This is a genomic window from Chitinophaga barathri (assembly GCF_003807585.1).
Taxonomy (GTDB): domain Bacteria; phylum Bacteroidota; class Bacteroidia; order Chitinophagales; family Chitinophagaceae; genus Chitinophaga; species Chitinophaga barathri.
In genome coordinates this window covers 164639-179162 of record NZ_RMBX01000016.1, presented here as the reverse complement: position 1 = coordinate 179162, position 14524 = coordinate 164639, and the positions used below count along the sequence as shown (strand labels likewise).

The 14524-nt window shown below is 51.8% G+C and carries 7 protein-coding genes; 4 read left to right on the top strand and 3 right to left on the bottom strand.

The window, feature by feature from the left end:
• Positions 1-553: 553 nt before the first annotated feature.
• Positions 554-5359, bottom strand: coding sequence for a translocation/assembly module TamB domain-containing protein (locus EG028_RS25745; protein WP_120519229.1), 4806 nt, complete (start codon positions 5357-5359; stop codon positions 554-556).
• A gap of 682 nt (positions 5360-6041) precedes the next feature.
• On the opposite strand from EG028_RS25745, the gene EG028_RS25740 reads away from it, so the two are divergent.
• Genes EG028_RS25740 through EG028_RS25725 form a run of 4 tightly spaced genes read left to right on the top strand, consistent with a single transcriptional unit; the run spans position 6042 to position 12591 of the window.
• The gene (locus EG028_RS25740; protein WP_120519228.1) at positions 6042-9284 is read left to right on the top strand and encodes a SusC/RagA family TonB-linked outer membrane protein; all 3243 of its coding nucleotides are present in this window, start codon (positions 6042-6044) and stop codon (positions 9282-9284) included.
• 19 nt (positions 9285-9303) lie between these two features.
• On the top strand, positions 9304-10881 hold the full coding sequence (locus tag EG028_RS25735) for a RagB/SusD family nutrient uptake outer membrane protein (RefSeq protein ID WP_120519227.1): 1578 nt from the start codon (positions 9304-9306) through the stop codon (positions 10879-10881).
• A gap of 18 nt (positions 10882-10899) precedes the next feature.
• The gene (locus tag EG028_RS25730) at positions 10900-11607 is read left to right on the top strand and encodes a fasciclin domain-containing protein (RefSeq protein WP_120519226.1); all 708 of its coding nucleotides are present in this window, start codon (positions 10900-10902) and stop codon (positions 11605-11607) included.
• A gap of 39 nt (positions 11608-11646) precedes the next feature.
• Complete coding sequence (locus tag EG028_RS25725) at positions 11647-12591, top strand: DUF5007 domain-containing protein (RefSeq protein WP_120519225.1); 945 nt, start codon at positions 11647-11649, stop codon at positions 12589-12591.
• 72 nt (positions 12592-12663) lie between these two features.
• Here the strand turns inward: EG028_RS25725 and EG028_RS25720 are convergent, their stop codons facing one another.
• Positions 12664-13389, bottom strand: a complete 726-nt coding sequence (locus EG028_RS25720; RefSeq protein WP_120519224.1) for a LytR/AlgR family response regulator transcription factor — start codon at positions 13387-13389, stop codon at positions 12664-12666.
• 3 nt (positions 13390-13392) lie between these two features.
• Entirely contained in the window at positions 13393-14481 is a 1089-nt protein-coding gene (locus EG028_RS25715) for a sensor histidine kinase (protein ID WP_120519223.1), read from the bottom strand.
• Positions 14482-14524: the final 43 nt, after the last annotated feature.

Here is a 14524-nt window from a genome sequence, read left to right as displayed (position 1 = left end):
GGCGCTTATAGCAGTAGCCAATAAACTGATTAAACAAGCCTTTGCAATAGCCACTACCCATACAGTATATGATAAAAATTATCTAAATAATAGTTGTTTTTAAACACAGTTCATTGCGAGGAGCAGCGGGGATTTGTGCAGGAGCCGCGACGAAGCAATCTCCGGATCCTGGCGTACCTCCATTCGATGGAGGAGATTGCTTCGTCGCCCCCACCCACTTTAGCGCTGCTGCTCCTCGCAATGACGGGATTGGGGAAATGGAGCGAACGGCATTCTCTGCCGGGCCGGTCCTTCATCCTTCGGTGATTCTTCGGTGATCCTTCGGTCATCCTTCGGTGAAACACCCTCAAACCCGTACCACGACCGAACGCAACCGAAGGATCACCGAAGGATGGCAGGAGGATGTCAGTAGGGTCGTGAGGTAAATGCAATACCATGGCGGGTTTAGGGCAGGGGAATAGTACACCGGACAAGTAGGGAATGTCAGCAGGATGTCAGTAGCTTGATGAGTTCAGGCGGGTGGATTGTCATGATTATGACAATAGCGGGACGGTTATTTAGGTTGCCGGTTGCGGTTGGTATCGGCAGGGGCGGCATTCAGGCTGTCTTCCCGGGCGCGGCGGGCCGCCGCGGCGCGGTTGATGCTGTCCGCCGCCCGGCGGATGCGGCCGGCGTTGAACAGCTCGTTGAGTTTGTTGTAGTCGCGCACGTAGGAGAGGCCCACGCCACTACGCATACGGTTGTCGAAGGTATAGGCGTCGTAATCCGTTTTGCTGAAAGCATTGATGCGCACACGCCCGTCCGCGCTCAGGAGGTATTCCACCCGGAAGTCCCCCGCGAAGTTCTGGGATGTGGAGGTGGCGCTTTGCCTGCCCCAGTCGTAATCGCCGCCTACATATACCCGTATCCGGTTGTTGTAGAACGATTTGGTGATGCCCGTGCTCACGAGGTTCCTGTCGTAGCTGCTGCTGGTGGGGCTGTTGAAGTTATAGGCGGTATAATTCACGTTGAACCCGATGCCCGCGTTTTTCAGGAAGGTATTTGAAAAGTTGTTCAGGATGGCGGAGGCCTGGGCGCTCAAAGCCTGTCCCACACTGTTTTTGCCGGTAATAGCCACGTTCGCGGAGCCATCCGGCGGCTGGAACTGGCCGGTGGCCAGCAGGTAAGATATCTGGTATAGCGCCTTGTTCTGGTCCTGGTTGATCTCTTTCAGCTGGCTGGCAATGCCGCTCTCATAGGCTACCGATCCCACTTCGGGCAGCGTGATCTCGTAAGTGATGGTGGGCTGCATGAGGGAATTGCGGAGGTACAGCAGAATGTCCACCCGTTCGGAGCGGCTCAGTACGTCGGTGTTCGCCGCACTGTTATTGCCGGTCACGGCGGCCGTGCTGAGGTTGTACAGGCTCACCTTGGGCAGGCTGTATTTCGCGGTGATGTTCACTTTCGCTTCCACGGGGTCGCCGTTCCAGGTGATGGTACTGTTTTTATCGATATCGAATTTCCACTTGGCGAGGCGCTGGAAGCTGAAGTTGTACGTCCCGGTATTGATGGTGTAATTGCCGTACATGGTAAAATCCCCGTCCAGGTTCACATTGATGGTGAGCGCGCCGGTGCCGTTCGCGGAAATGACGTCGTTCGTGGCGGCGTTGATGATCACGTCTATCTGCGCATCGGGATTGGCGGCGATGTCCATCTTCACGTTCAGCTTCACATCGCTTTTTTTCTTCGTTTCCTCCACTACTTTACCATACTGCTTGAAGTTGATGTATTCGTGTTTGCCGATATCCTTACTGTCGGACAGCGGGAGGTAAAAGTGCGTGCCGCTCAGCGGGCGGGCCAGCACGCGCAGCTGCAGGTTGTCCATGGGCCCGGTGAAATACACCCTGCCCTGTGCGATCACATCGCCGTAATAGAGATTGTTGTCTGCCGCGCCGGTATTGAGGAAGAGGAATTTCTGCGACTGTACGTCAAACTCAAAGCTCATCTTCGAGAAGTTCTGATGACTGATAAAACCGTGCACCGTCGCCTGGTTTTTAAACTTGTCGATCATTGTGAAAGGATGCATCTCTATCAGGTTGTCGTCCATATTATGAACGTGCAGCAGGGGGATCTTGTAATACGTGCCCAGGTAATTCACCTTCATGCCGATGTCCCGCACTTTTACATTCCCCCGGAAAGAGGGTTTGTCTGTAGTGCCGGTAACGGTCAGCTGGCCGGTGGCGGTGCCGGTGAGCTCACTCACGTAGTCGCCGAGGTATTTGTCCAGCAGGCCGATGGAGGCATTGTTCAGATCGGTGGAAGCATTTACCACGCGGTTGCTGTCGCTGAGGCCCACGGTGCCTTTGGCGTTGAAGCTGGCCAGGGAATTGTCCGACTGTACATCGAACTTTACTTCGCCTATGCGGCTGTCGTAATCGCCTTTCAGGTTCACCAGCCCAATGGAATCATTGTCAATACGCAGCTGCGTGGTTTTTATATCCGCATCTACCTGCAGGTTGTTAAACGGGTCGTGTATGTTGATGGTGCCGTTTGCCAGGCCTTCTATGAGCGTATTGGTAATGCCGGCGGGGATCACATCCGCCAGGTTCAGGTCCTTCAGCGCGATTTGGAAAGTGGATTCATCCGGGTTGAACTCGTTTGTACTGATGGTGATGCTTTGATCGTTCCGCGAAATACGGAGATTGTTCACCGTCAGGAAGTGTTTGCTCCAGTATACTTCGTTGCCGGGCGTCATGCTCCACTGTTTGCCGTTCACGGTAAAACTGCTGTTCAGGAAGTTCACTTTTATCCCGTCTCCCACGGTGATCACGCGTGCATAAAAACCATCGAGGGAAGTGGTGTCTTCCGCTTTCAGGTCCAGTTTGATGAACGACGTATCCCTGCCGGAGCTGGCAACAATGAGCGGGTTGGTGAATACGGTGCTGTCGTTGTACAATACGTTGCCGATACTGGTGCTTACATTGATCTTGGAGAAGTCGCCGTTTGCCTTCAGCAGCAGGTTGCGCACGCCAAACTCGTTGTACCCGGCGTAAGGCACGGCAGCATTCAGCGATACCTGGCCGCTGAGCGTATTCAGCGATCCGGCAATCTGTGTACCGTTCAGCCCTTTGATGTCGTTGGTAAAAGCCCGTATCAGTTTGTCCACCTGGCCGAACTCGAAGGAGAACGAGAAGTCCTGCCCGGCATTGGCAGCGGGCGGGCTGGTGAAATAACTCGGGTAATATTTGTTGAGGAACAGCCTGAATGCGTTCGGCAGTTCCATAAAGCTGTAGGCGCCCTGTACATAACCGTTCACTTCGTTGCCCTGTATGCGGAGGGTTTTGAGATTGTTCTCCTGTTTGGTGGACACGGTAAGGGAGTCGAACTCCACGCGGCTTTTGTTTTTGAACAGGGATAAGTCGTACAGGCGGGCGGTACCGTCGAAGTTGTCGATGTTGCTGCCTGCAAAGTTCAGGTCTGCCTTGGCCTGGAGGGTGATAGAATCTTCCGTGAGGTGCAGCGCCTTAAGGTCGCTGTTGCGGATCTCTGAATAAAAATTAAAGATGGGCAGGCGGCTGTTGAAGTCGATGGTGCCGGCAAAGTCCATATCGAGGTTGGGATCGTTTGCGGTGAGGGAACCGTTGAAGAACTTGCGGTTCATTTCCCCGGCCGCTTTCAGGTTCTGGTATTCGTAACCATACAGCCCGATCTTCTGAATATCCGCATCCACTGAGGCTTTCAGGGTCTTGAAGTTAAAACCTTCCCCTTTCACTTTGGCTTTCATGGTGGCGGTGGTCACCAGGTCTATATTCAGCAGTTTGCCAAGATCAAAATTATGGGTGGTGAGGTTCCCGGAATAAACGGGAACGTCTTTGCTGGTCTTGAAGTTGATATCCGAATCGATATTGCCCAGGTTCGTCTGGAACTTACCGTATGCCACGAAGTCGTTCACGAAGCCGGAGAACGAGCCCTGGAAGGCGAGTGTGGTGATGAGGTCCGTGCGTACCTGGGAGATATCTTTGAGCATCGGTAAAAACTGCCGGAGGTCCTGCCCGCTGGTCACCAGTTCTTTGGCGGTGAAGTCGATAAAGGTCTGGTTGATATCCGGCAGGCCGCGCATGTCCGCCGTGCCTTTGAGGCGGGTGTTGTTGCCGCCTTTGATGTCCAGGCTGTCGCCGGAAAGGTTGCTCACCGGCCCGTCCACCCGGCCGTTGATTCTCAGTTCCGTATCCCAGGAAGAAAGGGGAGGGGCGAAATACGCAATATCTTCCGAGGCCAGGCGCGTGTCTTTAAAACGGGCGCGCATGGTCACGTTGTTCACATAATCATTCATTTCGCTCAGGTCCTCGTATTGCATGGTGTAATAGTCGCGGATATGGCTGTGATTCGTGCGCAGGTCCAGGTTGCTGAACTCCATTTCCACGGGGCTCATTTTGAACCTGCTTTTCAGTGACTTCACCTCAAACCCGCTGCGTTCTTTGGTGCTGAGCGTGAGGTCCGCATAAATGCTGTCTTTTACGAGGCTGCTATTGCTGATGGTGAGATTGATATTTGCAAAGCGGATGCGCGAAGGGTCGAATTCCCCGGGTGTGCTGGGGATGGAGTCTTCGGGATTGTCCACGCCAAAGAGGCCGTTTTTGATGCTGAGGGATTTTACGACCAGCTTCCAGTTGTCCGCATTCCAGCGCAGGGGCACCGGTTTGAGCGAATCCACGAAGGCTTTGGGCATGGATACGGAGGGTGTCCTTTTTTTACGGAGGGGGCTGGCGGAGTAACTGGCGATGATGAACTCAGGCTTGTCCAGCGTCAGTTCGTTGATCATCACGTCGTGGGCGCGGAGGTCGAGTTTTTCCGCGTCCAGGTAGATGCGGTTGGCGGCCACATGCATGTCTTCGCCCACCCATCGGTCCACGATATTGAATTTTACGCGGCGGAGGTCCACCCGTTTGAGATCGAGCGATATGCCGGCTTGTTTTTTCGTTTTGGGCTGAGGGGAGGGGCTGCCGCCGAATTCATCTATGATGAACTGGTAATTCCAGAGGGAGTCGTTGCGGGGGCGGATGAGATTGATCTGCGCGTCTTCCAGGCCGATGAACTTCAGCACGGGTTTGTCCTGTATAAAGAACCAGTCGGTGATACGTACCTGCAAAGCCCCGGCGTAGAGGATGGTGTCCCGGTGGCGGTCTTCGATGAGGGCTCCTTCGAGGCGCATGCTGTTGAACAGGCGGAAATTGACGTGTTTGATCTCCACACGCGTTTGCAGTTGTCTGGAGAGGCGTGCGGTCACTTCCCGCACAAGCAGGTTCTGTACGGCGGGGATATTGATGAGGATACTGACCAACAGTACCAGGCCCAGCAGGCTCAGCAGGGTGATGGTCAATATTTTACGTACTTTTCTCAGGGAACAGCGTTATTTATCCGACAAAAATAGTCATTCGCAAAATGTTTGCCAATTGAATCTGGTATTGCGGAAGCCGGTATCGTAAAAAGCCCGGGCGGCGCAGCCCCGGCTTCGGCATTCCGGCGTATAGCCAGCGCCGTGAGTGCGGTAATGGGCTGTAAAAGCCCTGCAGTGAAAATCCATTAATGGTACTGTTAAAACCGTTGAAAGCATCAAAATAACCGACCATCCGGTATACTGTCATTTAATTGTCATGGTTAATGAGAATAACAGATGTTATATTAACTCAAACTGATAGTATTTTATACACAAACTTCCGGCCCCGCACATTTGCTAAATAAAGTACTTCATAATTGATTGATTATTAATTGCTAAAATGCTATTTAAGGTAAAAATATACCATTGATGGGTTGTTTCCGGCAATTGTCTTGGGAGTATCATGATTATCTGCCGGAGTTTTAACAAAAATTTAGAGTTTATACCTTTCGATTGGACAGTTTGCAATGATAAGCCGACTTTATTAATCAGATAAGCACGTAGTTTAATTAACATTTAAGGACTGAGACTAAGGATAGTATTTATCAACCGAGACTAGGGACAGTATATCAACCTGCTGGACTGAGTAATAGGACATCGTTACATTTTTATCAATTCAATATCTATGACCAAGAAGCTACTCTTTTTGTTGGTCGTCCTCATGGGGATGGTGTATTCCGTTGCCATGGCACAGGACAGAAAAGTGTCCGGAACTGTCAAAGACAGTAAGGGTGAACCGCTGCCAGGCGTGTCCATCCGTGAAGCCGGCACATCCAACGGTACCGCGTCAGACGTGAGCGGCAAATTCTCTCTTACCTTAAAAGGTGCAAACCCGGTGCTTGAGCTCACCTTTCTGGGTTACGCGAAAACAACAATTAAGGTGGACAACCGCAGTGACTATTCAATTGTGATGCAGTCGGATGCACAGCAACTGAAAGACGTGGTGATCACCGGTTACGAGCAGAAGAAGCGTAAAACGCTGACTACTTCCGTAACCCGTCTTGACGCTGAAGAAATTCAGAACATTCCCGCCGCCAGCGTAGTGAACCTGCTGCAGGGCCGCGTGGCTGGTCTGTCTGTAGTGAACAACGGCGGCATGCCCGGCGTGGGCGCTCCTGTATTTATCAGGGGCAACGCAAGCGTGGCGTCCAGCTTCAACGACGACCGTATTTTCTCCGATCCCCTGTTTGTAGTAGATGGCATCCAGGTACCCGCGGACCGTGCGTCCGCAAAAGGCTTCACCGCGAACGCCCTGGGTACCGGCAACAGTCCCATCTCATGGCTTAACCCGAACGACATTGAGTCCATTGACGTATTAAAAGATGCGGCAGCCGCAGCGGTATATGGTTCCCGCGGTGCAAATGGCGTAATCATCATCAAAACCAAAACCGCCAAGACCGGCAAGCCGAAGATCGACCTGCGCGCGTATAACGGCATCAACTTTGCCCCTTCGCTGTTCCCCATCCTCGGTGGTAAGTCGGAGCGCGAAGCAAAAGTGGACATCTGGAACCGTTTTGCGCCCTATGACGCAAGGATGAGCGGCATGCCCATCCAGATGACGGATTCCCTGAATCCTTTCTTTAATAACTCTACCGACTGGCAGAGCATGTATTTCCAGACCGGAAGGATCCAGAACTACGATGCGAGCATTTCAGCCGGTAACGAAATGGGCAACTACCGCATCGGCGGCGGTTACTATAGCGAAGACGGTATTGTGATCAACACCGGCTTCAAACGTTACACTGCAAACTTCACCGGCCGCCTGCTGCCGAACAAAAAGACGACGATCGTGATGCAGACCTACCTGGGCCGCACAGATCGTAGCCGCGGTAACAGTAAGAACGGTCAGGGTGTAAGCTCTCAGGGTATCTGGAGCATCCCTTCCTCCACTTATATGATACCGGACAAGAGCCCGTATGGCGGCGGTATGCTGGACGCATACAAACTGAACAGGGACAAGAACTTCACCAATACCGTGAACTCGAGCCTCCAGCTGATGTACGCCTTCACGCCGGAAATCATCTTCACCTCCACCGGTTCACTGAGCTATGCGAACGACAAGCGTGATTATTTCTTCGCTTCCGTAGCCAATAACAACTCTTCCGACGCGGGCCAGTATAACGCTCTCAGCAATGGTTATACCTGGACCAACCAGTTGTCATGGAACCACTACACCCCAAACAACGATCATAACTTCGGCGCATTCCTCGTGCAGGAGTTTAATAAAAATACCATCGAGGTTACCCAGATAGACGCAAAAGGCGGTTCTTCCGATCTGATCCAGATCGTGCAGGGCTTCAGCCCCAGCAGGACGGTGACTAAAACAGGTTACGGCGCCAATGCCACTTCTTCCGTGCTCGGTAAAGTGAACTACGGCTACCGTGAAAAATACCTGATAGACGCGTCTATCCGTGCGGATGGTTCTTCCAAACTCTCCCCGAACAAAAGATGGGGTTATTTCCCCACCGTATCCGCTGCATGGCGTATTGCGGAAGAACAATGGGTGAAAGACAACCTGACCTGGCTGAACGAAGCAAAAGTGCGCCTGAGCTGGGGTAAAACCGCTAACCAGTACGTTGAGAACTTCGCCAGCGTAAGTTCACTGAATGGCAACGCGGGCGGTTTCAACGAACCTTCTTACTCTTACGTAAGCAGCTATGGCGGCAGCAAAGTAGCGATCCAGAACTTCAACCAGATGCAGAACCTGGACCTGCAGTGGGAATATTCAGACCAGACGAACCTTGGTCTTGAGCTTACCGCGCTGAAAGGCCGCATCAGCCTGATCGCCGACCTTTATCAGCGTTATACCGAAGGCGGTACTTACGACGAACAGCTGCCTACCAGCTCCGGCTACAGCATCATCAAACGCAACGGTATCGACATGCTGAACAAAGGCTTCGAGCTGACGCTGAGCGTGAATGTACTGGACCCGAAAAGCGCCGTAAGCTGGACTACCCGCTTCATGCTGGCGCGCAACACCTCCCAGGTAGCCAAGCTGCCGAACAATAACCGTCCTTTCATGCTGGACAACGTAACCATGGTAAAAGTGGGTTCCGCTCCCTATGGTTTTGTGTTCATGGTGAACGACGGCGTATGGCAGAGCAACTCCGAAGTGCCTGTTGACCCCTTCACCGGTAAAAAACTCTTCTTCGACTACGGTTACCTGCCTTACCGCGAAGGCGCTCCGCGTTTCGTGGATCTGAACGGTGACTATAAGATCAATGACCTGAACGGCGACGGCGCCCGCGAGGTGAACGACCGCACGTGGGTAGGCGACCCCACCCCGAAGATCGACGGTGGCTGGGTGAACACAGTATCCTGGAAAGGATTTACCCTGGACATGATGTTCAACTTCCGCTGGGGCGTGAAAGTGGTGAACTCCGCTTTACAGCGTTACTGGAACTCTACGAAAGTAACGGGCGGCTACAACCCGAACTATACCACCTTTGATTATTTCAACGGTAACTCCCTGGACTGGGGCGGTATCCCTCCGATGAGCGAATTTGACATCTACGGTTTCGCTCCCGGCGACCGTGGCGGCAAAGACGCCCGTTTCCCCACGCTGGATTACTGGACCGGTTCCATCCAGACGTTCTGGAACATCTATGATTATAAGAGCGCATTTGTGGAAGACGCATCTTTCCTCCGACTCAAAAACGTAATGCTGAGCTACAACCTGCCCAGCAAGTTCCTGAAGAGGTTCGGCATTGAACGTGTAATGGCATATGGCAACACAGAGAACGTGTTCATCATTACCAAATACTCCGGCCGCGATCCTGAAGCGATCGAGTTCCCTTCCGGTTATGACCGTGGCAGGAACTACCCGCTGAGCCGCAAGATGACACTGGGCCTGAATGTTACCTTCTAATTAGTTTAAAAGTATTAGTATGAAAAGAGGAATATATTATGTGATGCTTTGCCTGGTGGGTTTCTCTGCGCTGTCCTGCAACAAGCAGCTGGAGATCAACCCGATCGACCAGATACCGGATGCCCTTTACTGGTCATCGGAAAGGGATCTTGACGGGGCGGTGGCCGGCGGTTACGCACTGCTGCGCAAAACGCTGTCAGAAAGCCCGAAGAATGCAAACGACGACAACGGTTACCATCCCCGTTTTTATATGTACGGAGACCGCCGTGCGTCGAACTTCATGGCAGTGGGGAATGACCCGATCCGTGCGAACATCGACAACGATATCAAAGTAAACCGTCTCCGTTCCGTACTGGGCGGCACCCGCCAGTGGGAAGACGTACTGTTCAACTGGCTGCCTTTTTACCAGGTGATCGAGCAGTGTAACATGGTGCTGGAAAACGCGCACCGTGTGCCGGATAAACAGTTCATCACCTACAGCCGCGAACAGTATATAGCCGAAGCACGTTTTATCCGCGCCTTCACTTATTTCTATATGGTGCGTGTATGGGGCAATGTGCCATTGGTGACCAAATCCAAAACTACCGACAAACTGGGCCGTACACCGATGAACGATGTGCTGGACTTTGTGGACGCAGAGCTGAAAGCATCAGAAGCCGGCCTGCCCCTTCAATATGCCGATGCCGGCCGCAATTCCTTCCGCGCTACAAAAGGCACAGTATATGCAACACTTGCACACTCCCTTGCGTGGAGGCATAAAGATGCCGAAGCGGTAACCTGGGCTACTAAAGTGATTGACGGTGGTGTGTACAAGCTCATCAAAGATGCGAAACCGGTAAACGGCACCATCGTGAACCCGCTGTACCGCAATATCTGGAAAGGCCGCAGCGTGGAAGGCATCTTCGAGATAGACTTCGACGCAGCCACCGGTGAATTTGGCAGAAACGGTTCACTGGCGAACATGACGCTCTTTGGCGGTGTGTATTCCACCAGGCTGCAGCCTTTCTGGTCCCCCGCTTATATGAAAGTGGACCCCGTAAGCGGCAACCGTGCTATCACCCGCATTTCCGATCCGAAAATGATCTTCCCGGACAGCACAAAAGACGAGCGTTTCTACATGGTGCTGACCGCGCCGATAACGGCTACGACAGGTCAGAACTACGTATTCTCCAAATACGGTTTTGCCGTGGATCCCGTTGCGAACCTGTTTGATGCGAACATCGTGGTATTCCGTATGGCTGACCTCATCCTGCTGCGTGCGGAATGTAATGCCCGCCTGCTGAATTACAACGCCGCCAGAACAGATCTGAACACCATCCGTAACAGGGTGTGGCTGGACAACTGGGTTGGCGCCGATGCAGACCTTTACCTCGAGATATTCAGGGAGCGTAGCCGCGAACTGCTGGGTGAAGGCCATTATTTCTACGATCTCGTAAGAACCGGGTTCATCATCGATCCGGATTATAACAAAATACCTACCAGGCCTGATATGACTGCAACAGACTTCGCTGAGGGTGCATGGACCTGGCCCGTAGCGCAGAGAGCATTCACAGACAACCCGAACATGGAGCAGTTACGCTACTGGCAACGTTATTAATCTTTAAAATTATTAGTGATGAAAAGATTCAAATTAAAATATCTCCTGGTTGGTGCAGCATTGATTGCCGCGGCGGTAGGCTGTAAAAAAGAACACTATATAGACGGCGGCGTACATTCCGGAAAGCTGGATATGAATATTTACGACTTCCTGAAATCCCGCCCGTTCGAATTTGATACGATCGTGCAGATACTGGACAGAACAGGGCTTGCGGCGGAAGTACAGAAATCCGGCGTGACCTTTTTCGCCCCCAAGGATCTCTGTATCGTCAACTATCTGAAAAGAAGAAGCGGTATGGCGTTGAAAGACGTACCGGACGCCGATCTGCGCGCTGCGATGGCCAAATATATCATCCCGGCCACCATGGTCTGGCGCGATCAGGTGCCTTTCTTTAATGCACCCAATGGCGGCGGGCAAATGCTCAAAAGTTTCGCGGGAGACACCGTTTGGGTGGATGCTCCTGTACGCCAGGACTATAACGGCGTAAAAGAAGCCGGCCCTAAATACATCCGCGCCTGGTTCGGTAATGGTTTTGCCAATACCTGGGCAAGGAGGTTCGATGCAGCCAACACTTTCCCGGAAACGAGAGAAGAAATCAACGGTGTGATCAGGTACTACAATCCCTGGGTGAACAGCGGGAACGTAATAACCAGCGACCTGCAGGCCACCAACGGAAATATCCAGGTGCTGAACGGCTCACATACCTTCAACTTCCCTTACAAATAGGCAATTCATTTATTTGAACGGTACTTAAAACTTTGAATCATGACGCATAAAAATATAGCAGTAAAAACAGCCCTGTGCCTGGCGCTCCTCGGCGGTGTCCTTTACGGATGCCGCAAGGTAGACCTGCAGGATGGTTACATTGCTGAAACCATACGGTATAAAGACAAGATCATCACCCTGGAAACAGGCCGCGATATCATGAAGGGCGACCTCATCCTGGACCGCACCACCGGCCCCATCACCGTGGAACTGGTAGACATTCATACCAAAGACGGCAAACCCGCCCCTGAAATGCTCCAGGAAGTGGACGCCGTGGAATGGAAAGAAGAATTCACCGGCCAGGAAAAATCGCTGGAAGAACTGGAAGCCAAAAAACAGATCGTAAAACGCCCGGTGTTCGAGATCAACAAATCGGACGGCCGCCTGAAATTCAGGAAAGAAAGCTACGATATGTCCGCAGGCGTGTATATGATTGACGTAAAAGTAACCAACGGCGCAGGCTCCCGCGTTATCAAAGATGCGGTGGAAGTGAACGTGGTAAAAGGAAAGGACTTTGAATACCGCAATGACTATGCATGGATCGTATGCGCGGACTATGACTGGGACAACTGCGCTCCTTATTTCGATTCCGTGAACATACAGATCGAAAGCTTTAAATACATGGGCCCCGGCAGCATGATGACCTGGAAGTTCAAAGACCCTAACGGGAACCTGATGGATCCTTCCAAGTTCCCCGAAGGCAGCAAACAGAAAGGCAAACGCCTGGAAGACTTCGTGTTCGCCTACCGCAAGTTCAGCGACCGCCTGGAGTACGACTGCGCATTCCCCTTCAACGCCGGCAGCAGCCCCCGCGAATTCGAATGGTGGGTACCCGGTTCTTCTTTCAACAAGGAAGAGCGGTATGATATGTTCTCGGCAGTATTCTTCCAGATATTCAGGCCCGGTAAATGGGAGATCGTCTGGAAAGTGCAGCTGCTGCAATAGACATTATAGCAATTGATTTGAATTACTATAGAGAAAAACAAAAAGGCTCCGGTATCGCTCCGGAGCCTTTCTTTATTTTTTGTTGGTCATGATCTTTTCCTTCATCTGGTTCATAAACGCCTCCCGGTAGGTGTCGCCCACCGGCACGGCATCCTCTGTATGCTCCAGGTACACCAGGTTTCCTTCTATCATCCTGATAAATCCCGTGGCCAGCAGGAATGACTTGTGCGTGCGCGCGAAATCTCCCGCGGGCAGCCGTTCTTCCAGGTCTTTGATATTCAGCAGCGCGATAATCTTTTCGCCCTGCTGGGTATGTATCTTCACGTAGTTCTTCAGGCCTTCTATAAATACGATATCCCTGATGTTGATCTTGATCAGCTTGCCTTTCTGCTCCGTTTTCACAAAAATAAAATCGTTCTCTTCCTTCGTGCCCGGCGTTACCGGCTGAATAAGAGAAAGGGCGCGCTGCGCGCCTTTGATAAAACGGGCGAAGGAAATGGGCTTCAGCAGGTAATCCACTACCTCGTTCTCAAATCCTTCCATCGCATATTCGCTGTAGGCGGTGGTAAGTATCACTTTACACTTGCCGTTGATGGCTTTGATAAAATCTATCCCTGTCATGGACGGCATCTGCACGTCCAGGAAAATGAGGTCCACTTTGTGCTGGTGCAGCAGCTGAAGGCCTTCCAGCGGGTCCGTGGTGGAGTAAAGCAGGTTCAGGAAAGGCGTTTGCCTGATATGATGGGTGAGCAGGTCTATGGCGTGCTGCTCGTCGTCTATCACTATGCAGTTGATCATATACTACAGGTTGATGAGGAGTTCGGAGGTATAAAAATGTTCGTTTTCGTTGACGGTAAAAGTATGCCTGCCCGCATACATCAGCTGGAGGCGTTGTTTTACATTGTTCAGCCCGATGCCGGTGCTCAGTTCTTTAGGCCCGGTCTTCTTTTTGTTGCTGATATAGAACCGTATCCGGTGCTGGTCCGATTCGGTTCTTACCACCAGCGGGTTGGCGGGATCCAGCAGGTCGCCGTGTTTGAACGCGTTTTCTACCAGGGTGATGAGTATCAGCGGGGTAATACGCGCGTTCGGGTTGTCTATCTGCTCGCTGTACTGGATGCTGAGTTTGTTGTTGAACCGCATCTGGTTGATCTCGATCACGTTTTTCATATGCGTCACTTCTTTGAACAGGGCTACTTTCCCTTCCGCGTCTTCTTCTTTCCCCAGCGCATACCGCATGATGTCCGACAGCAGGAGCACGGCGTTGCTCACTTCCTCGCTCAGCGGTACGGTTTTGCTGTAGATAAAACTCAGGGAGTTGAACAGGAAATGCGGGTTGATCTGGTATTTGATGGCGCTCAGTTCAGCGTCCATCTTTTGTTTCTGCAGCTCGTCCTCGCGTTTGTTCCGGTTGTTGTAGTCTATGAATATGGCTACCACAAAACAGACAAAAAGATGGAACAGGTAAGAGAACAGGGTGATAAAGGAATAAAACATGAATTTATTCCGTACCATAAAATTCCGCATATTCTGCGGGTTGTTGCTGGCGTTAAAATCGGTTTTGTCGTACTCGAACAGGAAGGTATAGGCCGCTTTCAGTGCGAACATGACGAGGATGATCAGCAGGAACTTCCCCAGCCGCCGGTCCCGCAGGTAGGGGAGGCTGGCCACGAATATGAGCACATAATAAGTGATGGTGAACTCGACGATGGACCGCAGGGTGGTGAGTATGAACCCGCCATACTTTTTATAAGCGGTTTCGGTTACCTCCGGGTCCACGGTGTAGATGAACCCATACATAAAAAGATAAAATACCGCTGAAATGACTACCAGGATCAGTAATCTTTTCCATTCGGTCTTGAAGAATTTTCCAGTTTGTTCCAGTAACATGGTGGCTTTTGGTGCGTTTGTTCAAATATAAGGAAATAAAAAA